Below are 26996 nucleotides of genomic sequence, written 5' to 3'. Positions count from 1 at the left end.
CGTGCGGCCAGTCGGCAGCAAGTACCTGCTTGAGGAGCCGCTCGGACGCGGCGCCACAGGCACTGTCTGGCGTGCCCGCCAGCGCGAGACGGCGGGCGCGGAGGCCGCCGTGCCCGGACAGCCCGGGGAAACGGTCGCGATCAAGGTCCTGAAGGAGGAGCTGGCGAGCGACCCGGACATCGTGATGCGCTTCCTGCGCGAGCGCTCCGTGCTGCTCCGGCTCACCCACCCGAACATCGTCCGGGTCCGCGACCTGGTCGTGGAGGGCGACCTGCTGGCCCTGGTCATGGACCTGGTCGACGGCCCCGACCTGCACCGCTACCTGCGCGAGAACGGCCCCCTCACCCCGGTCGCCGCGGCCCTGCTGACCGCGCAGATCGCCGACGCCCTCGCCGCGAGCCACGCCGACGGCGTCGTCCACCGCGACCTGAAGCCCGCCAACGTGCTGCTCATGCAGCAGGACGGCCGGATGCACCCGATGCTGACCGACTTCGGCATCGCCCGCCTCGCCGACTCCCCGGGCCTGACCCGCACCCACGAGTTCGTCGGCACCCCCGCCTACGTCGCCCCGGAGTCCGCCGAGGGCCGCCCGCAGACCTCCGCCGTGGACGTCTACGGCGCCGGCATCCTGCTATACGAGCTGGTCACCGGCCGTCCGCCGTTCGCCGGATCCACCGCCCTGGAGGTGCTGCACCAGCACCTGAGCGCCGAGCCGCGCCGCCCCTCCACGGTCCCGGACCCGCTGTGGACGGTCATAGAGCGCTGCCTGCGCAAGAACCCGGACGAGCGGCCCGGTGCGGAGAACCTCGCGCGGGCCCTGCGGGTCGTCGCCGAGGGCGTCGGCGTGCACGCGAACGCCGCGCAGATCGCCGCCGCCGACGGCGTCGGCGCGCTCCTCGCCCCCGACCCGGCCCCGACCGCCGTCCCCGACGCGCCCGGCGCCGCCGACCCCACCCAGGTACTGCCGACCAACGCGCCGTCGGGGGCGTACGACCCGAACGCCGCGACCAGCGTGCTGCCGCACACCGACGGCCCGGCCGGCGCCGCCGACCCCACCGCCGTGCTGCCGAACACCGGAGCCGCGGACCCCACGGCCGTCCTGCCGCCGGTCCCGCCGAACCAGCAAGGACAGCCGGGACAGCAGGGGCAGTACGGCCCGCAGGGGCAGCAGCCCGAGCAGCCGCACCCCTGGCAGAACCAGCTGCGCGCCGCCCGCGACCGCAACGAGCAGACGCAGATCCAGTACCTGGACCCGGACGAGGACCCGCTGCGCCGCCGCCCCCAGCGGCAGGTCGCCCCCCGGCCCCAGCAGCAGCCGCGCCCGGCCCCCCAGCCCCGCCCCCAGCAGCCCCAGCCGCGCGGCCGGCAGCGCCCGCAGCAGGCACCGGGCCCCGGCTACCCGCCGCAGCAGCCCCCGCGGTACGCCACGCCCCAGCCGCCGCAGCCCCAGCAGCCGCAGCGGTACGCGCCGCCCGCCCCGCCCGAGCCGCAGCGGCCCGCCCGCGAGCCCCGGGCGCCGCGGCAGCGCGGCGCCAACCCGATGAAGATCCCCGGCCTCGGCTGCCTGAAGGGCTGCCTGTTCACGATCGTCATCCTGATCGTCGTCAGCTGGCTGATCTGGGAGCTGACCCCGCTGCAGGACTGGATCGGCACCGGCAAGGGCTACTGGGACCAGCTGAGCGACTGGGTCGGCAAGGTGGGCGGCTGGATCGACGGCCTGGGCGGCTCCTCCGGGAACTGACCGCCAGGTTGGAGATTTGTCGACACCTGGCGGGTGATTTCCGCCTCCGCGGAGAAGGTTGGCTCCCGGGACGCGTAGTTTTAACGACAACACGCGTCTGTAGGAGCAGTCTTGGCACGGAAGATCGGCAGCCGGTACACCGCGAACCAGATCCTGGGGCGGGGAAGCGCCGGGACGGTGTGGCTCGGCGAGGGACCGGACGGCCCCGTCGCCATCAAGCTGCTGCGCGAGGACCTCGCCTCCGACCAGGAGCTCGTCGGGCGCTTCGTGCAGGAGCGCACCGCGCTGCTCGGCCTGGAGCACCCGCGCATCGTCACCGTGCGGGACCTGGTGGTCGACGGCAACGACCTGGCCCTGGTCATGGACCTGGTGCGCGGCACCGACCTGCGCACCCGGCTGGAGCGGGAGCGGCGGCTCGCCCCCGAGGCGGCCGTCGCGATCGTCGCCGACGTCGCCGACGCGCTGGCCGCGGCCCACGCGGCCGGGGTCGTCCACCGGGACGTCAAGCCCGAGAACGTCCTGCTGGACATGCAGGGCCCGCTCGGACCGGGCGGCGCCCACCCCGCGCTGCTCACCGACTTCGGCGTGGCCAAGCTGATCGACTCGCCCCGGCGGACCCGCGCCACGAAGATCATCGGCACCCCCGACTACCTGGCCCCCGAGATCGTGGAGGGCCTGCCGCCGCGCGCCGCCGTGGACATCTACGCCCTGGCGACGGTCCTGTACGAGCTGCTGGCCGGCTTCACCCCCTTCGGCGGCGGACACCCCGGCGCGGTGCTGCGCCGGCACGTCACCGAGACCGTCGTACCGCTGCCCGGCATCCCCGAGGAGCTGTGGCAGCTGCTCGTCCAGTGCCTGGCCAAGGCCCCCGCCTCCCGGCTGCGCGCCTCGGAGCTCGCGGCGCGGCTGCGCGAGCAGCTGCCCACCCTGGCCGGGCTGCCGCCGCTGGAGGTGGACGAGCCCGGACCCGCCGAGGACGAGGCCGAGGAGTCCGCGCCGGCCGCCGCCCCGGAGGGCGAGCCGGTACGGCGGCGCGGCGCGGTGTCCCTGGTCCCCGGCGCCCGGCCGGACTCCAACCGGGACACCCACACGTCGATGCGGGTGCCCGCGCCGGACGAGCTGGCCGGCGGCGCCCACGGCACCGCCCGGGCGCCCCGGGCCCCCGGCGCGCCCCGCCCGGGCTCGGCCCGCCACCGGGCCGCGGTGCGCAGGCGCCGGGTGACCCTGGGCGTGGCCGGGGTGCTGGTGGTGGCCGCCGTGGGCGTCGGCGCGTGGTACGCCTCCGCCGACGGGGAGGACCAGGCCCCCCGGGACACGCACAGCACGTCGGCCCCCTGAGACCGCGGCACGCCGGCCCCCTGAGGAGCGGTACGGGAGGCGGCCCGGCCGAGGACGCTTGCCACAGCCGTTACGCTGGAAGGCGTGGCAGTCGTCGATGTATCCGAAGAGCTGAAGTCCCTCTCCTCGACCATGGAGTCGATCGAGGCCGTCCTGGACCTCGACAAGATGAGGGCAGATATCGCCGTGCTCGAGGAGCAGGCGGCGGCCCCGTCCCTGTGGGACAACCCGGACGAGGCGCAGAAGATCACCAGCAAGCTCTCCCACCTCCAGGCCGAGGTCAGGAAGGCGGAGGCGCTGCGCGGCCGGATCGACGACCTCGCGGTCCTCTTCGAGATGGCCGAGGAGGAGGACGACCCGGACACCCGCGCCGAGGCCGAGTCCGAGCTGGTCTCGGTGAAGAAGGCGCTGGACGAGATGGAGGTCCGCACCCTCCTGTCCGGCGAGTACGACTCCCGCGAGGCGCTCGTCAACATCCGCGCCGAGGCCGGCGGCGTCGACGCGGCCGACTTCGCCGAGAAGCTCCAGCGCATGTACCTGCGCTGGGCCGAGCAGCGCGGCTACAAGACGGAGCTGATCGAGACCTCGTACGCCGAAGAGGCCGGCATCAAGTCGACCACCTTCGCCGTGCAGGCGCCGTACGCCTACGGCACCCTCTCCGTCGAGCAGGGCACCCACCGCCTGGTGCGCATCTCGCCGTTCGACAACCAGGGCCGCCGCCAGACGTCCTTCGCGGGCGTCGAGGTGCTGCCGGTGGTCGAGCAGTCCGACCACGTCGAGATCGACGAGTCCGAGCTGCGCATCGACGTCTACCGCTCCTCCGGCCCCGGTGGCCAGGGCGTCAACACGACCGACTCCGCCGTCCGCATCACCCACCTGCCCACCGGCATCGTGGTCTCCTGCCAGAACGAGCGGTCGCAGATCCAGAACAAGGCCACCGCGATGAACGTCCTCCAGGCCAAGCTGCTGGAGCGGCGCCGGCAGGAGGAGCAGGCCAAGATGGACGCCCTCAAGGGCGACGGCGGCAACTCCTGGGGCAACCAGATGCGTTCGTACGTGCTGCACCCCTACCAGATGGTCAAGGACCTGCGCACCGAGCACGAGGTGGGCAACCCGGAGGCCGTGTTCAACGGCGAGATCGACGGGTTCCTGGAGGCCGGTATTCGCTGGCGCAAGCAGCAGGAGAAGTAACTTTGTCGACATGACAACTGCCGTCCGATGGGCGGCAGTTGTTCTTTTGTCCGGGTTTTACATCACACTCACAGGCTTCGATTCCCCGTAAAAACCACCCCATCGGACAATGCGCCCGCAACGCCCTTGACGTTGCTTTGAAAAATCGGAAGGGTGGGGCGGCGGCATGCGTACTCGCGGGGCGCATGTGAACCGGGGGATCGAGTTGACGCACTCTTCGTCACCAGCTGCCTCCGTCGATCACGGCACGCCCGCCCCATGCGCCGCCTCATGGACGAACAGCTACTGGGGGTAGCAACCATATGACGAAGAAGACGCGGATCCGGGTCGCGCGGATAGCCGCCGGCGCCGTGATCGCGGCCGGTGCCTCGCTGACCGCGGCGGGCGCGGCTTCCGCCCTGGACCTCGATGTCCAGGCGGGTCCGATCAGCCTCGGCGTGAGCGGTGTCGGCGCCGACGGCGGCAACACGGGCGGGGGCGACGACTGCCCGGTCGGCATCTGCACCGACGGCGGCAACACGAACGGTGGTCCGACCACCGGTGACCCGACGACCGGTGACCCGACGACGGGTGGCGGTCCGACCACGGGTGACCCGACCACGGGTGGTGGCCCGACCACGGGTGACCCGACGACGGGTGGCGGTCCGACGACCGGTGACCCGACGACGGGTGGCGGTCCGACCACGGGTGACCCGACCACGGGTGGTGGCCCGACCACGGGTGACCCGACCACGGGTGGCGGTCCGACCACGGGTGACCCGACGACGGGTGGCGGCCCGACGACCGGTGACCCGACGACGGGTGGCGGTCCGACCACCGGCGGCCCCACCGACGGCGGCAACGGCAACTCGGGCGGTAACGGGAACTCGGGTGGCAACGGCAACTCGGGTGGCAACGGGAACTCGGGTGGCAACGGGAACTCGGGCGGCACCGGCACCGACGGCGGCACCGGTTCCACGGGCTCGACCGGTTCCACCGGCTCGACCGGCTCCACCGGCGGTTCCACCGACGGCGGCACCGGCACCGGCGGCAACAACAACACGCCCAACGGCGGCGGCAACAACACCGTCCCGCAGGACGCCGGCTCCTCGGCGCTGACCGACACCGGCTCCGACACCGTGGCCCAGGGCGGTGACAGCGGCGGCAAGCAGCTCGCCGAGACGGGTGCCGGGCAGACCGCGTTCCTGCTCGTCGGCGCCGCGACCATGATCGCCGGCGGTATCGGCTTCCGCATGCTGCCGCGCCTGGTCACCGGCCGGGGCGGCGCCGCGGCCTGAGCGTAGCCGCACGCTCACGCACCGCGAGCGCAGTGCACACGTAAGGGCCCGGAGCCTCGCGCTCCGGGCCCTTACGGCGTCTTCACGCCGCCTGGTGCGCCAGCAGCGCCACCGCGGCGATCAGCACCGCCAGCAACGCGATCAGCGCCATCGGGTTCAGCCCGTTCAGGCCCCCGAAGAAGCCCTCCTGCTGCAGTCGCTCGCGGTTGGCACGGCACACCGGGCACCGGCCCTCGCTCACGGGCGCCGCGCAGTTCGCGCACACCAACCGGTCGTACGTCATGCGCTCGCCCTCCTTGCACCGGCCATCACATGTACAACGCTCACGGGAGAGGGAACGTTCCCCGGCGCTCCCGTCGTCCTTCGTCTTCCTTCTTCCACTGTGCCAGGTTCCCGCGGAGCGTGCGCGGGGCCCGCACGCGGGCGGAGGCGGGGGGTGCGGACAGCGGGAGGTACAAAAACGTACAAGTCTTGCCCAACCTCAACCTGCGCCTGCGCTCGCACACCCGGTTCGCGTATGGTCACGCTCATCTACCCCCGGCGACCCGTGGTGCATCCGTGATCCGATTCGACAACGTCTCCAAGGTCTACCCCAAGCAGACCCGCCCCGCACTCAGGGATGTCTCCCTGGAGGTGGAGAAGGGCGAGTTCGTCTTCCTCGTGGGGTCCTCCGGCTCCGGAAAGTCCACCTTCCTGCGGCTCATCCTCCGCGAGGAGCGGTGCAGCCACGGCCAGGTGCACGTGCTCGGCAAGGACCTCGCGCGCCTGTCCAACTGGAAGGTGCCGCAGATGCGCCGCCAGCTGGGCACCGTCTTCCAGGACTTCCGGCTGCTGCCGAACAAGACGGTCGCGGAGAACGTGGCCTTCGCCCAGGAGGTGATCGGCAAGTCCCGCGGCGAGATCCGCAAGTCCGTGCCGCAGGTGCTCGACCTCGTCGGGCTCGGCGGCAAGGAGGACCGCAGGCCCGGCGAGCTGTCCGGCGGTGAACAGCAGCGCGTCGCCATCGCGCGGGCGTTCGTCAACCGGCCCAAGCTGCTCATCGCCGACGAGCCCACCGGCAACCTCGACCCGCAGACCTCCGTCGGCATCATGAAGCTGCTCGACCGGATCAACCGGACGGGCACCACCGTCATCATGGCGACGCACGACCAGAACATCGTGGACCAGATGCGCAAGCGCGTCATCGAGCTGGAGAAGGGCCGCCTCGTCCGCGACCAGGCCCGCGGCGTCTACGGCTACCAGCACTGACCGCACCCAGTTCCCGAAAGGCCTGAAGAAGTAGCCATGCGCGCCCAGTTCGTCCTGTCGGAGATCGGTGTCGGTCTCCGCCGCAACCTGACGATGACCTTCGCCGTCATCGTCTCCGTCGCCCTGTCCCTGGCCCTGTTCGGCGGCTCGCTGCTGATGAGCGACCAGGTCAGCACCATGAAGGGCTACTGGTACGACAAGGTCAACGTCTCGATCTTCCTGTGCAACAAGCACGACGCGGAGAACGACGTGCACTGCGCCAAGGGCGCGGTCACCGAGGACCAGAAGAAGCAGATCCTCGCGGACCTGAAGCAGATGCCGGTCGTCGAGAAGGTGACCTACGAGTCCCAGGACGAGGCGTACAAGCACTACAAGGAGCAGTTCGGCAACTCCCCGCTGGCCGGCTCGCTGACGCCGGACCAGATGCAGGAGTCGTACCGGATCAAGCTCAAGGACCCGCAGAAGTACCAGGTGATCGCGAGCGCGTTCAACGGGCGGGACGGCGTGCAGTCGGTGCAGGACCAGAAGGGCATCCTGGACAACCTCTTCCAGCTGCTGAACCTGATGAACCGGGGCGCGCTCGGCGTGATGGCGATGATGCTGATCGTCGCCCTGCTGCTGATCGTCAACACCGTGCGCGTCTCGGCGTTCAGCCGTCGGCGCGAGACCGGCATCATGCGCCTGGTCGGCGCCTCGGGCTTCTACATCCAGGCGCCGTTCATCGCCGAGGCCGCGGTCGCCGGACTCATCGGCGGCGGCCTGGCCTGTGTGGCCCTCGTGCTCGGCCGCTACTTCACCATCGACCACGGCATGGACCTGTCCCACAAGCTGACCCTCATCAACTTCGTCGGTTGGGACGCGGTGTTGACCAAGCTGCCGCTGATCCTGGCGACCAGCGTGCTGATGCCGTCCCTGGCGGCGTTCTTCGCGCTGCGCAAGTACTTGAAGGTGTGACGCACACCAAGAAGGGCCGTACGGGCAACCGCCCGTGCGGCCCTTCGCGTTGTCCTAGACTCACCGCCATGTCAGGCCGTGACCCCCTCTGTAGTCCCCGCCGCGTGTGCCGCGGCGCCGCCCTGACACTGGTCTTCGCCGGGGTATTGGGGGCCGGCGCCGTCACCGGCGCCTTCCCGGGGCCCGGCGCCCCCCAGCGCAGAGCCGTCGCCGCACCGGCGGAGCGGACCGTCCGGCCCGAGGCCGTGCGGGAGGCCGCCGCCGAGGCGATGGCCTCCGGCAAGTCCCCGACGGAGGCCGCCGAACGGGCCGTCAGCCGCAGCGGCGACCGCTGGGCCGCGGTCTACTCCGAGGGCGAGTACGAGGAGTTCCAGGACGCGCTCGACGGCCGCTACACCGGCGTCGGCCTGTGGGTGCGGCAGGAGCAGGACCGCCGGATCCGGGTGACCCGCGTGCGGCCCGGCTCGCCCGCCGCCGACGCCGGGATCCGGGCCGGCGACCGGCTGCGCAGCGTCGACGGCCACCGGGCCGACGGCCGGCCGGTCACCGAGGTGATAGCCCTGCTGCGCGGCGACGCGCCCGGCGACGGCACGGCGGACGCCCCGGCCGGTACGACGGTCACGCTCGGTCTGGAACGGGGCACGCGCGCGTGGACGAGGACCCTGCGCCGGGCCCGGCTGTCCACCGACCCCGTGACCGTGCGCCGGCTGCCCGGCGCGGTCACCGCCGTGAAGGTCTCCGCGTTCACCAAGGGCTCCGCCGACGCGGTCCGGGCGGCCCTGCGCGCCGCCCCCGCCGACGGCCGCACCGTCCTCGACCTGCGCGGCAACTCCGGCGGCCTGGTCACCGAGGCCGTGGCCACCGCCTCCGCCTTCCTGGACGGCGGCCTGGTCGCCACCTACGACGTCGACGGCGCCCAGCGCGCCCTGCACGCCGACCCGGGCGGCGACACCGCCCGGCCCCTGGTCGTCCTCGTCGACGGCGGCACCATGAGCGCGGCCGAACTGCTCACCGGCGCCCTCCAGGACCGGGGCCGCGCGGTGGTGATCGGGTCGCGCACCTTCGGCAAGGGCTCCGTCCAGATGCCGACGAGGCTGCCCGACGGCTCGGTGGCCGAGCTGACCGTCGGCCACTACCGCACCCCGTCCGGGCACACCGTCGACGGCCGGGGCATCACCCCCGACCTGGAGGCGGGGCCGGAGCAGGCCCTGGCACGGGCCCGGACGGTGCTGACCGGGCTGGGCGACCCGTCGTAGCCGGGCCGCGCACTCCCTCGTAATCGGCTGTACTCACCACCCCTGTGTGGTGCGAAAATGGGCGGCACTATGAGCAAGGGAATGTACGTACCGAAGGAGTCCCAGCCGAAGCAGGGCGGGGCCGCCAAGGCCAGGGACGGCGAGAAGGGCGGCAAGCGCAAGATCGTCGCCCAGAACAAGAAGGCCCGGCACGACTACGCGATCATCGACACCTTCGAGGCCGGGCTCGTGCTCATGGGCACGGAGGTCAAGTCGCTGCGCGAGGGACGGACCTCGCTGACGGACGGCTTCGTCCAGATCGACCGGGGCGAGGCGTGGCTGCACAACGCCCACATCCCCGAGTACCACCAGGGCAGCTGGACCAACCACTCCGCGCGCCGCAAGCGCAAGCTGCTCCTGCACCGCGCGGAGATCGACAAGCTGGAGTCGAAGTCCCAGGAGACGGGACACACGATCGTGCCCCTCGCCATCTACTTCAAGGACGGCCGGGCGAAGGCCGAGATCGCTCTCGCGCGGGGCAAGAAGGAGTACGACAAGCGGCAGACGCTGCGGGAGCAGCAGGACCGGCGGGAGGCGGCCCGGGCGATCGCGGCGGCCAAGCGCAGGCAGCGCGGCTAGCCGGCCCGCGGGAATAGGCTGGCATCGGCCCGCGTTGTTCCCGTACGATGGCACCTGCACCTCACAGTGGGTGCGCACCTTGAGAAATCAACATGGGGATGATCGGTTTCGACAGCGGCTGTCGAAGCAGGGGAAGCGTGTCGAGGAAGCGGCAATGATCTCGTAAACCATATGTCGCAAAAAATAATCGCCAACACCAAGCGCGATTCCTTCGCCCTCGCTGCCTAAGTAGCGACTCGCGAAGTGTCAGCCCGGGGCTGTTCCCGACCCGGATCCTGGCATCAGCTAGGGAACTAAACCTCTAGACCCGGTCACGGGGTGTAGAGGGAAATCAAACAGTGACTGAGCCCGTCGGAGACTTGTCCGCGTGATCTCCGGGGCCGAGAAAATCGCAGCGGACTGCACACGGAGAAGCCCTGATTCCGCACCGTTGGACGCGGGTTCGATTCCCGCCATCTCCACGAGGCCCCCGAGGGGGGCCGACCCCATGTGGGCAAGGCCCCGTCACGTTCAGTGGCGGGGCCTTCGCCTTGCCCGCTCTCCTCCGCCCGCCGCGCCGACGAGCAGGGCCAGGTAGGCCGCCGCGGCCGGCACGGCGAACGCGGTGACGGGGGAGAGGCGCTCGGTCGCCCAGCCGCCCGTCGCCGAGCCGCAGGCGATCCCGGCGAGCAGCCCGGTCACCATCAGGCTCATGCCCTCGTTCAGCCGGCCGTCCGGGGTGTGCCGCTGCACCAGGGCCATCGCCGTGACCATGGTCGGCGCGGTCGCCATGCCCGCGACCAGCAGCGCACCGGCGAGCACCAGGAGCGAGCCGGTGCCGGCCGCCGCCCAGGGCAGCGTCATCAAGGCGGCCATCGCCGCCAGGCACCGGACGAGCCGGGGCCCGGCCGGTTCCAGCGCCCCGTAGGCCAGCCCCGCCGCGCACGAGCCCGCCGCCTGGAGCGCGAGCACCGCGCCGGCCGCTCCGCGCTGTCCCTGCGCGTCGGCGTAGGCGATGGTGACGACCTCCATGGACCCGAACACGGCTCCGGTCGCGGTGAAGCAGACCAGCAGCGTTGGGATGCCCCGGCCGCGCAGCGGCGACGGCGCCCGGGAACGGGCCACAGGCGGTGGCTCGGTCGCCCGCTGGGCGGTGAACAGCAGCATCCCGGCGAGCAGCAGCACCGCCCCCGTGAGCGTGCCCGCCTCCGGGAAGAACGTCCCGGCCAGGAACGAGGCGAGGACCGGCCCGAGCATGAAGCACAGCTCGTCCGCCGCCTGCTCGAACGCGTTCGCGGTGTGCAGCGCGCCGGGATCGTCCCGCAGCAGATGGGCCCAGCGGGCGCGGGAGAGGCCGCCGATGTTCGGGGTGGTCGCGGTGGCGGCGTAGGCCGCGAACAGCGTCCAGTCGGGGGCGTCACAACGGACGCACAGCAGCAGCGTGAGGCTGCCGAGCACGGAGACGACCGTGGCCGGCAGCGCGATGCGGGCCTGCCCGTGCCGGTCCACCAGCCGGGCGAGGAAGGGCCCGGCCAGCGCGGTCGCCGCGAGCCCGGTCGCGGTGACGGCACCGGCGAGGGCGTACGAGCCCCGGGAACCGGCGATCATCACGACCGCGCTCACGCTGAACATGCCCGTGGGAAGGCGGGCGAGGAGATTGCCGGTGGTGAAGGCACGGGCGCCGGGAAGCGCGAACAGCCGCCGGTATCCGGGGCGTCGTGTCGGTCTCTTCCGTATCCGGCTGTCCTGAGCGGTTGGTTGAGGCATGCCCCCACGGTCACCCGGAGCGGTGCACCGGGTCCAACACCCGTAGAACGCCGATTGACGCACCCGCGTTGTAAATTCGCCCGGTGCCCGCATTCATGGACCCGCGCCTGCTGCGCGCCTTCGTGGCGGTGGCGGAGGACCTGCACTTCACCCGGGCCGCGGCCCGCCTCTACGTCGCCCAGCAGGCGCTCAGCCGTGATGTACGGCGCCTGGAACGCGAGTTGGGCGCGGAGCTGTTCGTACGGACCACCCGGCAGGTCACCCTCACGCCCGACGGCGAGCGCCTGCTGCCGCACGCGCGCCGGGTGCTCGCCGCCCAGGACGACCTGCTCGCCGCGTTCGCCGCCGGGCAGGCCCGCCCCCTGCTGGTCGACCTGAACTCGGCGGGCCTGGCCACCGGCCGCCGGGTGCTGTACCGGGCCCGCGAACTCGCCCCCGACTGCGAGCTGATGGCCCGCTACGAGAGCGGGCTCACCGGAGCCGCCGCCGATCTGCTGGCCGGCCGCCTGGACGTCTCCTTCGGCCGCTTCGCCGGACTCGACCCGGCGCTCCGCTCCGGCCTCGCCCAGCAGCCGGTGCGGTACGAGCCGATGGCCGTCGTCCTGCCCGAGGCCCATCCGCTGGCATCCCTGCCCGAGGTCCCGGTGTCCGCGCTGGCCGGGGAGACGGTGTACGCCGGCGCGGGCAACCCGCGCACCCGGGAGTGGACCGACCTGGCCCTGCGCCTGTTCGAGGGCCGGGGCATCCGGCTCGCGCCGCCGCTGCCGATGGCCGTAGGCGACGAGGAGTTCGCCCGCGTCATGGCGAAGACCGGGAACCCGGTCCTGGCGGTGGTGGACTTCCCGCCCATGCCCGGCGCGGTCCGCCGGCCCCTCGTGGCCCCCGTCCCGCTGTCCCCCGTCTCCCTGGTCTGGCGCAAGGGCCTGGTCCACCCCGGCCTGACGGCGCTGAGGCGCGCGGCGGCGCGGACCGCCCGGGCGGAGGGCTGGCTGCGCCGCCCGGCCGGCGCGTGGCTCCCGGCACCGGACGAGGCGGCCATGGAGGCCGGCGGCGGCCGACCGGAGGGTGAAGAGCGGCGGTGAGATCCGCGCTACGCCGGGTGGGCGACCGCGTCCCGCTGCAACTGGACGGCCGCGAGCAGACTCAGGTCCGGCTCGGCCTGGCGCAGCGCCTTGATCGCGGCGACGGAGCCGATGTCCCCGGCGAACCCGACCCCGGCGAGCCGCTCCCGCACCCACGTGGCCCGCAGCGGCCCCTCGTCCGCCCCGGCGACACCCCCGACCACGGCGAGGGCCCGCTCCAGCCCGGCCCGCTCCTCGGCCGGGGCCCCGCCCAGCGCCTCCCGCAACGCCTCCAGCACGACCTCCGAGTCCCGGATGACGAGCACACAGTCCTGCTTCTTGCCGAATCCCACGAGTCCCTTCATGCGGTTCATGGTGAATCGGCCGGACCGCCCCCTCCAAACCACTTGAGCAGATCCAGAGGGTCACTCCGGTTCCCGGGATGCCGGGCAGGGGTGGTTGCCGATGGCAAGGTTGGGGGAGCAGGTCACGACGGCCAGCGACAGGAAGGCCGGGCGCTCCAGATAGGCGCCGAGGGATACGTCCGCACCGTAGCGCAGTCGCTCGGCGGCGGAATCTACGAGCGCGTTGAGGCGGGCGGTGTCACGTTCCCAGCTGTTGGTGAATCGCGGCGCGAACTCCGCGAGCCGTTCCTCGAGCCAGGCCGCCGCCGCGTCGGGGTCGTCCCAGCTGCCGCGGATCAGCGAGCGCGGCTTGACGAGCCAGTGCGCCGTTTCGAGGGGCGGCAGATCTACGACGGGAAACTCTCCCGAGACTTCCCGGTAACGCCGGTACAGCCGCTCCGCCGCCGTGTCGTCGGGGGCGGGCGGGGGTGGTGGATCCGGATGCGGAGGGCGCCGCAGAGCGGCGTTGTCGAAGCGCTCTTTCGGGCCGGTCCAGAGATAGCCGTGGTGGTGCACTGAACGGTCCAGAAGGTGAGAGACGCCGGCCGGACCACGAGGGACCGGCCCGGCCGGCGCGGGGAGAAGGATCAGACGCTCAGACCGAAGCGCGCCGGATCGATGCCGGCCGCCGCCAGCTCGGCCGAGCTGAACCGCAGCGGTTCCAGCTCCGGCCGCTTGCTGTCACCGAGAGCCCAGGCGTCCTCCCCGATACGAGCGAGCACCACGCATCCTTCGGTGCACGGCCCACCGCAGGCCTGAACGAAGTCCACGGTGTCGATGTCGAGGGCGTACAGATCGGTTCCGTTCCGCATCAGCGTGCCTCCTGATCGTGATGACGGCCCATAAGCCGTCGCTGCCGCCCCGAGCGGGCGAACCTTGGGCTGGGAGGAAGAGCAATGCGGCTGACGCACCCGTCAGTGCGCCTCTGCCTGGTGCCTGCGCAGCAGCACGTTCGCGTCGGTCACTGCGCTGTAGTCACCCACGGAACGTGAATTCCCGCGTGCGAGCGACAGGTCCTGGCACGTGCAACAACCCGGCTTCGGAAATGGCTCGGCGTGTGTCGGCCGCGCCCACTCTTCACTCTCCACGGCCCCATATTCGGCAGGCCAGGTATTCGGAGCTAGCCGATTTCCTGTTCTCGCAAGAACTCGTTCCGAATGCCTTCCAGGGTGCCGCGCATGACATCGCCGGAAAGTGCGACTGCTGCGAATCCCTCGAATTTATCGACGTACAGAGCAACGTCCCGGGGGTCGGTCACTGCCAGCTCCGCATGGACGGTTTCCACCGTCACCATGCGATCGTCCTTGATGGAGAACGAGTGGTTGGGGATGTCGGTCTGCTGCGCGGAAAACGGAACAACCCGGAGGTCGACGCCCGGAAGCCGGGAGACGGAGTGGAGCCTGTCGAGTTGCCCGGCCATCATCAGAGGCGGGACGATTCGCCACCGCAGCACGGACTCCGTGACGATGAAACGGAGCTGCCGCCCCGGCTCGTACAGAATGCTCTGCCGCGCCAGGCGGGCCTCCACCGCACGCGCCAGTTGATCCGTGGTGAGCTGCTTTCGGCCGAGGATTGCCCGCGCATATTCCGGTGTCTGCAACAGGCCAGGGACGAGCGCGGGCTGAAACAGTCGGAGCAGTATCGTACGAGACTCGATCGCCTGGATCTGCTGCTGTTTTCGGTGATATCCGAGCCGCCGGTAAAGGCGCCACGCCGTTGCCTCGGTCGCGGCTGCCCGAGCAACCGACATGTACTCGCACTTCACATCCTCCGACACCCCTATGGCGGTGAGGATCTGCTCCACGTCCACGACGCTCGGCACGACACTGCCGGTCTCGATCTTGGACAGCTTTGAAGCGGACATGGCCGCGCTGCGGGCGACGGCCTTGGCCTCCTTGCCGGATGCCTGTCGCAGCGCCCGCAGCGCGGACCCCAGCTCAGCCCTGTTCACTCCCCGTGCTGCGCCCACCACTCCGGGAACGGCACGGCATGCGCGAGGGCGATGTCACGGTAGTGCCGGAATTCGGTCAGCCGGTCTTCACTCGGGAACTCGCTCCCCAGGTACTTTCCGGCACTGTCGTACGCCATGATGCCGACCGCCTTGTCGTCGAACATCCAGAAGTCGGGCGCGTCCGGGATCGGGTTGTCCCGCCCGGTGGTGTCAAGGATGAAGAACTCTTCGCCGGCGGTCATGTTCCGTCGGTATCCCCAGGACAGCTCGAACCGGAGATAATCCGTCAGAGGGCGGGACAGGATGTGCACGCGATACATACGCTTGCCGGCCGCGGTCGCGTTTCCCACTGTCGTCAGCCATGTGGCGGTCTTGTACGACTCCGGCTGAGTTCGACCCGCAAGGAACGCCTGGTACGCCTCGACTCCGCCCGACTGGCTGTAGTCGTCCAGTGTCTCCAGCCGGAAGGCTTCCCGTTCGAACGCGGTGAACCAGTCCGCCAGGGAACGGCTAGATGAGGTTGTCACGGACAGCCTTCCAGATCAGTTCGGCGGGAATCTCCACAACGGCTTCATGTGTTGGGACATCCTTGCCATGGTCGGTCAGGAGGCCTCCCTGTACCGCCAGGGTGCCACGGTCCGTGACGTATAACGTGGGGCACTCTCCGTCCTCACATTCACCCACCAGCCGTGTCAGCTTCACCACTGCGTGCTCCTCGCTTCTGTGGGACGAATGTCGGGACAGATCCTGCTCGCCGTGTCGGGCGTCCGGCAAGGGGTTCTGGTTTCCGCTTCTGGAAACCGTCAACGTGGTGCGACCGAGGCCCCGGTGTGTGCTGCGTGCACCAGAAATGCCGCCCAAGCAGAAGGAGCGACCGTGAGGTGCGTGCCGATAGGCGCCTTGGAGTCGCGGACATGGATCGTGGTGGGGGTGGTGGCTATCTCCACGCAGTTCGATCCGTCGCCGCTGTACGTGGACTTGTGCCAGTGGAGTTCGGGCATGGTGGGCCTCACATGTCCTGGATGCGTTGGTGGATGAAGTCGCGTGTCCGGGCCGGGGTGAGAGCGCAGGATTCCATGCGGTCCAGGACGGCCCGGTACTTGCTCAGCTGGGCTTCGGCGTCGAGAAATTCGCAGGCTCCGTGATGGGAGTCCAGTTGCACGGTGTCGAGCTGCGGTACGGGACCTTCGACATAGTCGAAGGACTGACCAGTGGTGGGGAAGTTGTCCGCGCCGAAGGGAATCACCCGGACAGTGACATGGGCCAGTTCGCTCATGTCGAGCAGATGCCCGAGCTGTGCACGGGCGACGGCCGGGCCGCCGAATCCCATGAGGAGCGCTGCCTCGTGGACGATCGCCGTGTACGGAGGAGGGGCTTCCCGGTGCAGGACGCTCTGCCGCTTGATGCGGTGGGTGAGGCGGTGCTCGATCTCGTACTGGCGCATCGGCGGTACCACCGACCGGAAGAGGGCGCGGGCATGGTCAGTGGTCTGAAGGAGCGCCGGAATGTGGATCAGCAGTGCCGCCCGCAGCGCCGAGGCATGGTGCTCCAACTCGGCCAAGTCCACCAGAGCCACTGGTACGTGATCCCGGTACTCCTCCCACCAGCCGCGCGTACGCCGCCCGGTCATCGAGGCCAGCGCGTCGATGAGTTCCTCGTCGGAGCAGTCGTAGGCATGGGCCATGGACCGCAGCCGGTCGGCGCTGATCGGCGTACGGCCGGTCTCGATCATGCTGATGCGTGCTTGGTTGACGCCGAGGAGTTCGGCGGCACCAGTCACGGTGAGCCCTGCCCGCTCCCGGAGTTTCCGCAGCTCTACACCCAGCCTTCGCTGCCGGAGCGTAGGGCTGTTGGTGGGCGGCACGGCGTCTCCTTCCTGGCCGCGAAGCGGCGCTGCGCTCACTCACACGGGTGAAGTGTGGATGCATCTCACTAGTTTCGTTAGATGCATCTAACCATCCGTCCTACGGTTATCGCGTACCGCTCAACCCGCCCCGGAAGCGCACCTCCCCAGGCGAAGCCACCGAACGGCGAAGCCGGTTGGGCGAGCCCGATCCCCCTCTCTCCCCGGAGGTTTTCATGGGCACCGTATCCCTGTCCGACACCTGGGTGTACGCGCTTCGACTGCCGCATGATCCCCGCGCGGCACGCGTCGCACGTATGACCGTACGGGCCGTGCTCAGCGGGCATGGCCGAGGTGAAGTCCTGGAGCCAGTCGAGCTGTTGACGTCGGAACTCGTCACCAATGCCTACCGGCACACCCGCGGATCCGCCTCCCTGCGGATCACCGCCCTCGCGGACGGCCGGCTCCGGGTCGGGGTCTGGGACAGTCATCCCTGTATCCCCGCGCCCTTCGGGGAGCCGCCCCGGGACCGGGTGTCATCGCCTCCGGCGGACGCCGAGTGCGGGCGCGGGCTGGGGCTCGTACCGCACTACGCGGACGCGTGGGGAGGGTGGCCGCTCGGGGACGGTCCGCCCGAACGGGGCGCGGGGAAGCTGCTGTGGTGCGAGGTGGGCGGGAACCGCGCCGACAGGTCAGGCCCCCTCACCGGCCACCCCCCGCCCGAGTGAGAGCAACGTTCCCTTCCGGTCACCCGCTGCCACAGTGCGGAAACGCGCCCTTCCTACCTTCGGACCGAGTCAGTGGTCGGCAGACCGAGCAGCCGGAGCATCGTGGAGGCGTGATGATAGCCCCAGCCCCAACCCGTCGTGGCCGCTGGATCGAGCGCTGGGATCCGGAGGACGAGGCGTTCTGGAACGCGACCGGAGAACGGATCGCCCGCCGGAACCTGTGGTTCTCCGTGCTGTCGGAGCACATCGGGTTCTCGGTGTGGACCCTGTGGTCCGTGCTGGTGCTGTTCATGGGCCCCGAGTACGGGCTGACCCCCGCCGACAAGTTCCTGCTGACCTCGGTGGTCACGCTGGTCGGCGCGGTCGTCCGGGTGCCGTACACCTTCGCCGTGGCCGTCTTCGGCGGCCGGAACTGGACGGTCGTCTCGGCGAGTCTGCTGCTCGCCCCGACCATCGCCGCGTTCACGGTGATGGAGCCGGGCACGTCCTTCTCCACCTTCCTCCTGGTGGGCCTGCTGGCCGGCATCGGCGGCGGCAACTTCGCCTCCTCCATGACCAACATCAACGCCTTCTTCCCCCTGCGGAAGAAAGGGTGGGCGCTCGGACTCAACGCGGGCGGCGGCAACATCGGCGTCCCCGTCATCCAACTCGTCGCGCTCGCCATCATCGGCGCCGGCGGCGGCCCGCGCGTGCTGCTCGGCATCTACATCCCGCTGATCGTCGTGGCCGCCGTACTCGCCGCGCTGTTCATGGACAACCTGGCCTCGGTGAAGAACGACACCGGCGCGGCGAAGGACGCCGCGCGGGACGCGCACACCTGGATCATGGCCGTGCTCTACATCGGCACGTTCGGCTCGTTCATCGGCTACAGCTTCGCCTTCGGCCAGGTGCTGACCATCCAGTTCGGCCGGACCCCGCTCCAGGCGGCCTACCTCACCTTCATCGGCCCGCTGCTCGGCTCCCTCATCCGTCCCGTCGGCGGCCGGCTCGCCGACCGCTACGGCGGCGCCCGGATCACCCTGTGGAACTACGTCGGCATGGCCGCCGCCACCGCCGTGCTGATCGGGGCCGGCATGCGCAAGTCGCTGCCGCTGTTCGTGTCCGTGTTCGTCGTGCTGTTCGTGCTCAGCGGCCTCGGCAACGGATCGACGTTCAAGATGATCCCCGGCATCTTCCAGGCCAAGGCCCTGGCCCGGGGGCTTCAGGGCGAGGCGGCCGTCGCCCAGGGCCGGCGGCTGTCCGGCGCGGCCATGGGACTGATCGGCGCGGTCGGCGCGCTCGGCGGCGTCGGCATCAACCTGGCCTTCCGCCAGTCCTTCCTCTCCTACGGCTCCGGGACCGGTGCCTTCGTCGCGTTCCTCGGCTTCTACGCTGTCTGCTTCGTGGTCACCTGGGCCGTATACCTTCGCCGTCCGATCGGGCGGGTTCCGGCCACGGCGTCCGCATCCGAGGAGAAGACCCAGCTCAGCTATGCCGAGGTGTGACGTAACACCGGCGACACCGAGCCGAACCGAGCCTGTCACGCGGAGTTGACAGGCTCGTCCGGCGCGCCGGTCAGCTAGGAGAGCCCATGTACGACGAAGAGCAGCAACCCGAGCACGGACCCCTCGCCGGGTTCACCGTGGGCGTCACCGCCGCGCGCCGGGCCGAGGAGCTGGGCGCCCTGCTCCAGCGGCGCGGCGCCACCGTCCTGCACGCTCCCGCGCTGCGGATCGTGCCGCTCGCCGACGACAGCGAACTGCTCGCCGCGACGAAGGAGATCATCGACCGGGTGCCGGACGTCGTCGTGGCCACGACCGCCATCGGTTTCCGGGGCTGGGTCGAGGCCGCCGACGGCTGGGGACTGGGCGAACAGCTGGTGGGCCGGCTGCGCGGGGCACGGCTGCTGGCCCGCGGCCCGAAGGTCAAGGGCGCGATCCGGGCGGCCGGCCTCACCGAGGAGTGGTCGCCCTCCTCGGAGTCCCTGGCCGAGGTGCTCGACCGGCTCCTGGAGGAGGGCGTGGACGGCAGCCGCGTCGCCGTACAGCTGCACGGCGAACCCCTTCCCGGCTTCGTGGAGTCGCTGCGGGAGGCCGGGGCGGAGGTGCTCCCGGTGCCGGTGTACCGCTGGATGCCCCCGGAGGACACCGGCCCGCTGGACCGCCTGCTGGACACGGCCGTCGGCCGCGGTCTGGACGCCCTCACCTTCACCAGCGCCCCCGCCGCCGCCTCCCTGCTGTCCCGCGCCGAGGAGCGCGGCCTGCTGGGCGAGCTGCTGGCGGCGCTGGCCCACGACGTCCTGCCCGCCTGCGTCGGCCCGGTCACCGCGCTGCCCCTCCAGGCCCACGGGGTGGACACCGTCCAGCCGGAACGCTTCCGCCTCGGCCCCCTGGTGCAGCTGCTCTGCCAGGAACTCCCGGCCCGCGCCCGCGCGTTGCCCGTCGCCGGGCACCGGGTGGAGATCCGCGGCCACGCGGTCCTGATCGACGGCGAACTCAGGCCGGTCCCGCCGGCCGGCATGTCCCTGCTGCGCGCCCTCGCCCGCCGCCCCGGCTGGGTGGTCCCGCGCGCGGACCTGCTCAAGGCCCTGCCCGGCGCGGGCCGCGACGAACACGCCGTGGAAACGGCGATGGCCCGCCTGCGCACGGCCCTCGGCGCGCCGAAGCTGATCCAGACGGTGGTGAAGCGGGGCTACCGGCTGGCCCTCGACCCGGCGGCGGACACCAAGTACGCGGACACGTAGGGCGACCGGCCCCGTCACGACCTCCCCGAAGGGCCCGGCTCGGCGGCGCGGAGTTCCACCATGGCGTCCCGCATCCCGGTCCGTGGCGGGCGACCCGTTCCCCGCACGAGGGCTTCCGGCCCAACCCCCCGCCAGGCACTGTGGAGAAGGCGGGACGCGGTGGTCCCGTCTGCCGTCCGCGCGCGGGGCCGTACGTCTGCGCGCGGTTTCTGCCTAGGCGGTGACTGGCACATGGCACTCGGTGGAGGCACGCCCGCGTACCCGCTGCGGTTCGATGCCGGACGGGTGTGTCTGGACCTGCTCGCCACCCGGCATCCGGGCGAACACCTGGAGTCGGTGGGCGCGTTGTGCGCGTGGATCACCGGTGCAGGGCTGGTGCCGGACGGGACGCCGCTCGGGCACGCGGACGTCTCCTGGCCCGCCGCCTTCCGGGAACTGCGGGCGGACGTCGGGGACTTGGTGCGCGGGCTGCTGGGCGGCGGGACGGCCGGGTGCGGGGGTGCGCTCGCGCGGGTCAACGCGGCCGCCCGGGCCGTGCCGCCCGCGCCCGTCGCCGTGGTCGGGGAAGACGGCCGTTTGGTGCGGGAGTTGGCGGGGGCGCCCGGGTGTGCCGGGCTGCTCGCCGTCGTCGCCCGGGACGCCGTGGAGCTGCTCACCGACCCCGTCGCACGGGCCTCGCTGCGGCAGTGCGCTGGGGACGACTGCCCCCTCGTGTACCTCGACACCTCCCGGGGGCGGCGCCGGCGCTGGTGTTCCAGCGAGGTCTGCGGCAACCGGGAACGGGTCGCCCGGCACCGGCGGCGGGCCGCGCTCGCCCGCGCCTGAGCGTGCGCGGCGGGTGAAGGTCCCGCGGTGGAAATGTGCGGGCATGTCCCGGTCGGTGGCGCGCCTTCGGGAAATCCATGCCTCCGCTTTGAACACCCCACCGCCCCACTGCGTACCCGTGGGCGAGCGACCGACTGGGGGAACCCCCGGACACCGGAGGTGGGCGTGCGCAAGGATGCGGCCGTGGCCAAGGACCGTGGAACGAGGGCCCGACATCGCATGTCCTCACACCCCTCGGAACCCCGCGTGCCCGCACCGTCCGCGGAGCCGGACGAGGAACTGGTGCGCGCGCTGTACCGGGAGCACGCCGGTCCGCTGCTCGCCTACGTCCTGCGGCTGGTCGCCGGTGACCGCCAGCGCGCCGAGGACGTGGTGCAGGAAACGCTCATCCGTGCCTGGAAGAACGCCGGTCAGCTCAATCGGGCGACCGGTTCGGTACGCCCCTGGCTGGTGACGGTCGCGCGCCGCATCGTCATCGACGGCCACCGCAGCCGGCAGGCCCGGCCGCAGGAGGTCGATCCGTCGCCGCTGGAGGTCATCCCCGCGGAGGACGAGATCGACAAGGCGCTGTGGCTGATGACGCTGTCGGACGCGCTCGACGACCTGACCCCGGCCCACCGGGAGGTCCTCGTCGAGACGTACTTCAAGGGGCGTACCGTCAACGAGGCGGCCCAGACCCTGGGCATACCCAGCGGAACCGTCCGTTCCCGGGTGTTCTACGCCCTGCGGTCGATGAAGCTGGCACTGGAGGAGCGGGGGGTGACGGCGTGATGAGCAGCGGGTACGGGGGAGAGCGGGGATTCGGACCGGGTGGTCCGGGTATGTCTGGCCACATGAACCCCAGCCAGGGATCTTCGGTGCCGAGCGAGCACGAGACCGTGGGCGCCTACGCCCTCGGGATCCTCGACGACGCCGAGGCAACCGCTTTCGAGGCGCACCTCGCCGGCTGCGACTGGTGCGCCCGGCAACTGGACGAACTGGCCGGGATGGAGCCGATGCTCGCCGCGCTGGCCGACCTGCCGGGCTCCGGCGGCACGCCCGCGATCGGCGAGTCGCTGGCCGCCCGGCCCAGCCCCCGGCTGGTGGAGAAGCTGGTGGACGAGGTCGCCGAGCAGCGCGCCCGCAAGCGCCGCCGCGGCTTCTACATGATCGCCGCCGCGGCGGCCCTGGTCATCGCGGGCCCGCTGGCCGCGGTCGCGGCCGGCGGCGGCTCGGACGGCGGCGAGCAGGTGGCCGCGCCGCCGGCCCAGTCCGCGTTCCGCACCATGTCCGACCGCAAGTCCGCCACGGACGCCTCGACGCACGTCAGCGCGACCGTCGCCATGACCGGCAAGGACTGGGGCACCCAGGCGGTGCTGGAGCTGAAGAACGTCAAGGGTCCGCTGAAGTGCTCCCTAGTGCTCGTCGCCAAGAACGGCCAGCGCGTGACCATGTCGTCGTGGACGGTGCCCGACCGGGGGTACGGCCTCCCGGACGCGGCGAGCGAGGACGCGAAGAAACCGCTTTACATCGGCGGGGCGGCGGCCTTCCGGCCGGACGAGATCGACCACTTCGAGGTGGTGACGTTCGAGGGGCGGAAGCTGGTGGAGGTCGACGCGTAGCCCGGGGCGGTCACCCGGGGCGCGCCCCGGGTGACCGCCCCGTAGCTTTGACCGGCTCCCTTCGCGTACGGTTGACGGCTGCCCAGCACGTCAGAAGGGGGCCAGGTGGCCGCTCAGGTTCAGCAGTCCGCGGTCGGCTCGGTACACGAGACACACGATTCCGTCCGTGACCGGGAGATCAGCGTCGAACAGGAACACCTGGACCGGGTGTACCGGCGGCTGGAGGAGAAGATCCACGAGGCCGAGTTCCTGATGCGCGACGCGGCCCAGCGCGGCCAGGTCGGCACCCCGGGCGCGCTCGCCGAACGGGACGCCCAGGTCTTCCGGGCCGGTGTCCATCTCAACCGGCTGAACAACGAGTTCGAGGACTTCTTGTTCGGGCGGATCGACCTGCTGCTCGGCAAGGACGGCAAGAAGGGGCCCGACGGCGCCTACACGGCCGTCGAGCCCGCCGAGGGCGCCGTGCGCGAGGACGACACCGCCGACATCGCCGAGACGCTGCACATCGGCCGTATCGGCGTGCTCGACGAGGACTACTCCCCGCTGGTCATCGACTGGCGGGCGCCGGCCGCCGCGCCCTTCTACCGGGCCACGCCGGTGGAGCCGGGACGGGTGGTGCGGCGCCGGGTCATCCGCTCCAAGGGACGCCGGGTGCTCGGCGTCGAGGACGACCTGATGCGGCCGGAGCTGACCGCCTACCTGGACGGCCGGGAGCTGCCCGTCATCGGCGACGGCGCCCTGATGGCCGCCCTCGGCCAGGCCCGCGGCCACACCATGCGGGACATCGTCTCCTCCATCCAGGCCGAGCAGGACCTGGTCATCCGGGCCCCCGCCGCCTCCATCACCTACGTGGAGGGCGGGCCGGGCACCGGGAAGACCGCCGTCGCCCTGCACCGCGCCGCCTACCTGCTCTACCAGGACCGCAGGCGCTACGCGGGCGGCATCCTGATCGTCTCGCCGACCCCGCTGCTGGTCGCCTACACCGAGGGCGTGCTGCCCTCGCTCGGCGAGGAGGGCCAGGTCGCCATCCGCGCCATCGGCTCCCTGGTCGACGGCGCGGAGGCCACCGTCTACGACTCCCCGGCCGTGGCCCGCGCCAAGGGCTCCTCGCGGATGCTGAAGGTGCTGCGCAAGGCCGCCCGGGGCGCCCTGGAGCTGGGCCCGGCCGCCCCGGCCGACGCCGAGGACGGCGAGGGCCGGCCCCACGACGGCCCGCCCTCCCGGCTGCGCGTGGTGGCCTTCGGCCGCCGGCTCGAACTGGAGGCCGACGAGCTGGAACGTATCCGCCGTACCGCGCTCGGCGGCACCGCGCCGGTCAACCTGCTCCGCCCGCGCGCCCGCAAGCTGCTGCTGGACGCCCTGTGGGCCCGCTCCGGCGCCGCCGGCCGGCACACCGACCCGGAGCTGGCCGCCGAGCTGCGCTCCTCCTTCGACGAGGACGTCACGAGCGAGGACTCCTTCCTGGCGTTCCTCGACGCCTGGTGGCCCGAGCTGACCCCGAAGGCCGTGCTCGCCGCGATGGCCGACGAGAAGCGGCTCGGCCGCTGGGCCCGGCGCGTGCTCAACCCCGGCGAGGTCCGCAAGGTCGCCCGCTCGCTCAGGCGGGACGGCCTGTCCGTGCACGACATCGCCCTGCTCGACGAGCTCCAGGCGATCCTCGGCGCCCCGGCCCGCCCCCGCAAGAAGCGCGAACTGGACCCGCTGGACCAGCTCACCGGCCTGGAGGAGCTGATGCCGGTGCGCGAGGAGACCCAGCGCGAGCGGGCCGAGCGGCTGGCGCAGGAGCGCACCGAGTACGCGCACGTGATCGTGGACGAGGCGCAGGATCTGACGCCGATGCAGTGGCGCATGGTCGGCCGCCGCGGCCGGCAGGCCACCTGGACGGTCGTCGGGGACCCGGCGCAGTCCTCCTGGTCCGACCCGGACGAGGCGGCCGAGGCCCGCGACGAGGCGCTGGGCACCCGGCCCAGACGCCGCTTCCAGCTCACCGTGAACTACCGCAACCCGTCGGAGATCGCCGAGCTGGCCGCGAAGGTGCTCGCGCTCGCCATGCCCGGCGCCGAGGCCCCCTCCGCCGTGCGGTCGACCGGGGTGGAGCCGCGCTTCACCGTCGTGGCGGACTCCCTGGAGCGGACGGTGCGCGCGGAGGCCGAGCGGCTGCTGGGCCTGGTGGACGGCACCGTCGGCGTGGTGGTGGCGATGGGCCGGCGCGAGGAGGCCCGGCGCTGGCTGGCCGGGCTGGGCGACCGGGTGGTGGCCCTCGGCAGCCTGGAGGCCAAGGGCCTGGAGTACGACGCGACGGTCGTCGTCTCGCCCGCCGAGATCGCCGACGAGTCGCCGGCCGGCCTGCGCGTGCTGTACGTGGCGCTGACCCGGGCCACCCAGCAGCTGACGGTGGTCTCGGGCCAGCGGGACGAGCCGGACGCGGCCGGGGTGCCGGACCTGCTCAGGGACTGACGGGCCGGGCCGCGGTCCCGCTCGCCGGACCGGCCGGCGCGGGCCGCGGTCCCGCTCGGGGGCCGATTTCAAGCAATCCCGCGCAGGGGGAATGGCCTTGGGCGAGGGTTTGTTAGCCTTGGTGTGGCACCGGCCCGATCCAAGCCCCCGGGCCCAACCTTCGTCGCTACGAGCGACCACTTGCCGCGAGGCGAGCATGGCGGGTCGGTGTCATAAACGTGGGAGGCCCACGTCACGGATGTGACGTGGGCCTCTTTCTTTGCTCCGGTGGCCTCTTTCCACACCCGATCGTTTCTCGTATGGTGGAAGTAGTTTTCCGAAACCACGTACCCCGCAGGGAAGTCGCGTGAACAAAACGTCCGCAACCCAGGGCGACTACCACGTACTGAGTGGTAGGTGCGACGATCGGACGGCACAACTCGCGACACGGTGAAAGCAGAGGAAGTCGGCCATGGCAACGGCGCCCAGCGTCTCCTACTCGATGACGATCCGGCTGGAGGTGCCCGCGAGCGGAACGGCCGTCTCGCAGCTCACCACCGCCGTGGAGTCCTCCGGAGGCTCGGTGACCGGCCTCGACGTCACCGCGTCCGGCCACGAGAAGCTCCGTATCGACGTCACCATCGCGGCCACCTCCACGGCCCACGCCGAGGAGATCGTCGAGAAACTGCGCGGCATCGAGGGCGTCACCCTCGGCAAGGTCTCCGACCGTACGTTCCTGATGCACCTCGGCGGCAAGATCGAGATGGCGTCGAAGCACCCCATCCGCAACCGTGACGACCTCTCCATGGTCTACACGCCCGGCGTGGCCCGCGTCTGCATGGCCATCGCCGAGAACCCCGAGGACGCCCGCCGCCTCACCATCAAGCGCAACTCCGTTGCGGTCGTGACGGACGGTTCCGCCGTGCTGGGCCTCGGCAACATCGGCCCCAAGGCCGCGCTGCCCGTCATGGAGGGCAAGGCGGCCCTCTTCAAGCGCTTCGCCGGCATCGACGCCTGGCCGATCTGCCTGGACACCCAGGACCCCGACGCGATCGTGGAGATCGTCAAGGCGATCGCCCCGGGCTTCGCCGGCATCAACCTGGAGGACATCTCCGCGCCGCGCTGCTTCGAGATCGAGGCCCGGCTGCGCGAGGCCCTGGACATCCCGGTCTTCCACGACGACCAGCACGGCACCGCCATCGTCGTGCTCGCCGCCCTGACCAACGCGCTGCGCGTGACGGACAAGGCGATCCAGAACGTCCGGGTCGTCATGTCCGGCGCCGGCGCGGCCGGTACGGCCATCCTCAAGCTGCTGCTGGCGGCCGGCGTGAAGAACGCCGTCGTCGCCGACATCCACGGCGTCGTGCACGCCGGCCGCGAGGACCTGGTGAACGCCCCGGCCGACTCGCCGCTGCGCTGGATCGCCGACAACACCAACCCCGAGGGCCTCACCGGCACCCTGAAGGAGGCCGTGCGCGGCGCCGACGTCTTCATCGGCGTCTCCGCCCCGAACGTCCTGGACGGCACCGACGTGGCCGCCATGGCCGAGGGTGGCATCGTGTTCGCGCTCGCGAACCCCGACCCCGAGGTGGACCCGGCGATCGCCCGGCAGACCGCGGCCGTCGTGGCCACCGGCCGCTCCGACTTCCCGAACCAGATCAACAACGTGCTGGTCTTCCCGGGCGTCTTCCGCGGCCTGCTGGACGCGCAGTCCCGCACCGTCAACACCGAGATGATGCTCGCCGCCGCCAAGGCCCTGGCCGACGTGGTGAGCGAGGACGAGCTGAACCCGAACTACATCATCCCCAGCGTCTTCAACGACAAGGTCGCGGGCGCCGTGGCCGGGGCGGTCCGGGAGGCCGCCAAGGCGGCCGGCGCGACGGCCTGACCACGGCGTGACGTACGGTGCAGGGGGCTGTGAGGATCACCACGGCGGCCCCCCGCACCGGCGCGTCGTGGAACCACCGGATGCCGGGCGCCCTCTAGGGTGACGGCCGAGCGGGCGCTCTTCGTGTGACTCCCCAGGGTGTTCTCACGACTCCTACGGGTGCCGGAT

Annotated in this window: 27 protein-coding genes and 1 other RNA gene; 18 read left to right on the top strand and 10 right to left on the bottom strand. The window is 71.6% G+C overall.

The window, feature by feature from the left end; genetic code table 11:
* Position 1 precedes the first annotated feature (1 nt).
* The 4 genes from IH25_RS0117625 to IH25_RS0117610 all read left to right on the top strand — a co-directional run bounded on the left by IH25_RS0117625 (position 2) and on the right by IH25_RS0117610 (position 5547).
* Positions 2 to 1741: a serine/threonine-protein kinase gene (locus IH25_RS0117625; protein ID WP_030610602.1), complete on the top strand. Its 1740-nt coding sequence runs from the start codon at positions 2 to 4 to the stop codon at positions 1739 to 1741.
* 111 nt (positions 1742 to 1852) lie between these two features.
* Positions 1853 to 3079, top strand: coding sequence for a serine/threonine-protein kinase (locus IH25_RS0117620; RefSeq protein WP_030610599.1), 1227 nt, complete (start codon positions 1853 to 1855; stop codon positions 3077 to 3079).
* 84 nt (positions 3080 to 3163) lie between these two features.
* Positions 3164 to 4270 (top strand): peptide chain release factor 2, encoded by a 1107-nt coding sequence (gene prfB, locus IH25_RS0117615; RefSeq protein WP_030610597.1) that lies wholly within the window; start codon positions 3164 to 3166, stop codon positions 4268 to 4270.
* A 302-nt stretch (positions 4271 to 4572) separates the two neighbouring features.
* On the top strand, positions 4573 to 5547 hold the full coding sequence (locus IH25_RS0117610) for a hypothetical protein (protein ID WP_030610595.1): 975 nt from the start codon (positions 4573 to 4575) through the stop codon (positions 5545 to 5547).
* Positions 5548 to 5629: 82 nt separating this feature from the next.
* Here IH25_RS0117610 and IH25_RS0117605 read toward each other — a convergent pair whose 3' ends face one another.
* On the bottom strand, positions 5630 to 5830 hold the full coding sequence (locus IH25_RS0117605) for a hypothetical protein (protein WP_030610592.1): 201 nt from the start codon (positions 5828 to 5830) through the stop codon (positions 5630 to 5632).
* Between the two features lie 275 nt (positions 5831 to 6105).
* Here IH25_RS0117605 and ftsE point away from each other — a divergent pair, with 275 nt between their 5' ends.
* The 5 genes from ftsE to ssrA all read left to right on the top strand — a co-directional run bounded on the left by ftsE (position 6106) and on the right by ssrA (position 10087).
* Positions 6106 to 6795, top strand: a complete 690-nt coding sequence (gene ftsE / locus IH25_RS0117600) for a cell division ATP-binding protein FtsE (RefSeq protein ID WP_030610589.1) — start codon at positions 6106 to 6108, stop codon at positions 6793 to 6795.
* A 36-nt stretch (positions 6796 to 6831) separates the two neighbouring features.
* Entirely contained in the window at positions 6832 to 7749 is a 918-nt protein-coding gene (gene ftsX / locus IH25_RS0117595; RefSeq protein ID WP_030610587.1) for a permease-like cell division protein FtsX, read from the top strand.
* Between the two features lie 68 nt (positions 7750 to 7817).
* A complete protein-coding gene (locus tag IH25_RS0117590; RefSeq protein ID WP_030610583.1) occupies positions 7818 to 9005 on the top strand; it encodes a S41 family peptidase in 1188 nt (395 codons plus the stop codon).
* Between the two features lie 81 nt (positions 9006 to 9086).
* Complete coding sequence (smpB, locus tag IH25_RS0117585; RefSeq protein ID WP_030610580.1) at positions 9087 to 9623, top strand: SsrA-binding protein SmpB; 537 nt, start codon at positions 9087 to 9089, stop codon at positions 9621 to 9623.
* A gap of 94 nt (positions 9624 to 9717) precedes the next feature.
* Positions 9718 to 10087: a transfer-messenger RNA gene (gene ssrA / locus IH25_RS38830) on the top strand.
* Positions 10088 to 10133: 46 nt separating this feature from the next.
* Here the strand turns inward: ssrA and IH25_RS0117580 are convergent.
* Positions 10134 to 11369 carry an MFS transporter gene (locus tag IH25_RS0117580; RefSeq protein WP_209445328.1) on the bottom strand — a complete coding sequence of 412 codons (1236 nt, stop codon included), beginning with the start codon at positions 11367 to 11369 and terminating at the stop codon, positions 10134 to 10136.
* A gap of 95 nt (positions 11370 to 11464) precedes the next feature.
* On the opposite strand from IH25_RS0117580, the gene IH25_RS0117575 reads away from it, so the two are divergent.
* Positions 11465 to 12451, top strand: a complete 987-nt coding sequence (locus IH25_RS0117575) for a LysR family transcriptional regulator (protein WP_051753976.1) — start codon at positions 11465 to 11467, stop codon at positions 12449 to 12451.
* An 8-nt stretch (positions 12452 to 12459) separates the two neighbouring features.
* Here the strand turns inward: IH25_RS0117575 and IH25_RS0117570 are convergent, their stop codons facing one another.
* The 8 genes from IH25_RS0117570 to IH25_RS0117545 form a co-directional block, all read right to left on the bottom strand.
* On the bottom strand, positions 12460 to 12795 hold the full coding sequence (locus tag IH25_RS0117570) for a hypothetical protein (protein ID WP_030610572.1): 336 nt from the start codon (positions 12793 to 12795) through the stop codon (positions 12460 to 12462).
* Between the two features lie 60 nt (positions 12796 to 12855).
* The gene (locus tag IH25_RS0117565; protein ID WP_030610569.1) at positions 12856 to 13350 is read right to left on the bottom strand and encodes a hypothetical protein; all 495 of its coding nucleotides are present in this window, start codon (positions 13348 to 13350) and stop codon (positions 12856 to 12858) included.
* Between the two features lie 71 nt (positions 13351 to 13421).
* Positions 13422 to 13646 (bottom strand): hypothetical protein, encoded by a 225-nt coding sequence (locus IH25_RS0117560; protein ID WP_030610566.1) that lies wholly within the window; start codon positions 13644 to 13646, stop codon positions 13422 to 13424.
* Between the two features lie 308 nt (positions 13647 to 13954).
* Entirely contained in the window at positions 13955 to 14785 is an 831-nt protein-coding gene (locus IH25_RS0117555; protein ID WP_037655105.1) for a helix-turn-helix domain-containing protein, read from the bottom strand.
* Positions 14782 to 15312, bottom strand: a complete 531-nt coding sequence (locus IH25_RS0117550) for a DUF6879 family protein (protein WP_030610557.1) — start codon at positions 15310 to 15312, stop codon at positions 14782 to 14784. The genes IH25_RS0117555 and IH25_RS0117550 overlap by 4 nt, the downstream gene beginning before the upstream one ends.
* Positions 15296 to 15487, bottom strand: coding sequence for a hypothetical protein (locus tag IH25_RS39520; RefSeq protein WP_078844287.1), 192 nt, complete (start codon positions 15485 to 15487; stop codon positions 15296 to 15298). The genes IH25_RS0117550 and IH25_RS39520 overlap by 17 nt, the downstream gene beginning before the upstream one ends.
* Before the next feature lie 101 nt (positions 15488 to 15588).
* Positions 15589 to 15786 carry a DUF397 domain-containing protein gene (locus tag IH25_RS39515; RefSeq protein WP_078844286.1) on the bottom strand — a complete coding sequence of 66 codons (198 nt, stop codon included), beginning with the start codon at positions 15784 to 15786 and terminating at the stop codon, positions 15589 to 15591.
* 8 nt (positions 15787 to 15794) lie between these two features.
* The gene (locus IH25_RS0117545) at positions 15795 to 16649 is read right to left on the bottom strand and encodes a helix-turn-helix domain-containing protein (protein ID WP_030610556.1); all 855 of its coding nucleotides are present in this window, start codon (positions 16647 to 16649) and stop codon (positions 15795 to 15797) included.
* Between the two features lie 215 nt (positions 16650 to 16864).
* On the opposite strand from IH25_RS0117545, the gene IH25_RS0117540 reads away from it, so the two are divergent.
* From IH25_RS0117540 to IH25_RS0117505, 8 genes are all read left to right on the top strand, one after another.
* On the top strand, positions 16865 to 17356 hold the full coding sequence (locus IH25_RS0117540) for an ATP-binding protein (RefSeq protein ID WP_051753975.1): 492 nt from the start codon (positions 16865 to 16867) through the stop codon (positions 17354 to 17356).
* 113 nt (positions 17357 to 17469) lie between these two features.
* On the top strand, positions 17470 to 18840 hold the full coding sequence (locus tag IH25_RS0117535; protein ID WP_030610549.1) for a nitrate/nitrite transporter: 1371 nt from the start codon (positions 17470 to 17472) through the stop codon (positions 18838 to 18840).
* 86 nt (positions 18841 to 18926) lie between these two features.
* The gene (locus IH25_RS0117530; RefSeq protein ID WP_030610544.1) at positions 18927 to 20078 is read left to right on the top strand and encodes a uroporphyrinogen-III synthase; all 1152 of its coding nucleotides are present in this window, start codon (positions 18927 to 18929) and stop codon (positions 20076 to 20078) included.
* 231 nt (positions 20079 to 20309) lie between these two features.
* On the top strand, positions 20310 to 20903 hold the full coding sequence (locus IH25_RS0117525) for a CGNR zinc finger domain-containing protein (RefSeq protein WP_030610542.1): 594 nt from the start codon (positions 20310 to 20312) through the stop codon (positions 20901 to 20903).
* Positions 20904 to 21062: 159 nt separating this feature from the next.
* A complete protein-coding gene (locus IH25_RS0117520; RefSeq protein WP_030610539.1) occupies positions 21063 to 21674 on the top strand; it encodes a sigma-70 family RNA polymerase sigma factor in 612 nt (203 codons plus the stop codon).
* Between the two features lie 50 nt (positions 21675 to 21724).
* Positions 21725 to 22504 (top strand): zf-HC2 domain-containing protein, encoded by a 780-nt coding sequence (locus IH25_RS0117515; RefSeq protein WP_280842496.1) that lies wholly within the window; start codon positions 21725 to 21727, stop codon positions 22502 to 22504.
* Positions 22505 to 22609: 105 nt separating this feature from the next.
* The gene (locus IH25_RS0117510; protein WP_030610533.1) at positions 22610 to 24961 is read left to right on the top strand and encodes a HelD family protein; all 2352 of its coding nucleotides are present in this window, start codon (positions 22610 to 22612) and stop codon (positions 24959 to 24961) included.
* Positions 24962 to 25412: 451 nt separating this feature from the next.
* Complete coding sequence (locus tag IH25_RS0117505) at positions 25413 to 26828, top strand: NAD-dependent malic enzyme (protein WP_030610530.1); 1416 nt, start codon at positions 25413 to 25415, stop codon at positions 26826 to 26828.
* Positions 26829 to 26996: the final 168 nt, after the last annotated feature.

Source organism: Streptomyces achromogenes subsp. achromogenes (assembly GCF_000720835.1).
Lineage (GTDB): Bacteria > Actinomycetota > Actinomycetes > Streptomycetales > Streptomycetaceae > Streptomyces > Streptomyces achromogenes.
The sequence above is the reverse complement of the archived record's forward strand: the minus strand, read 5'-3'. Positions and strand labels throughout refer to the sequence as shown.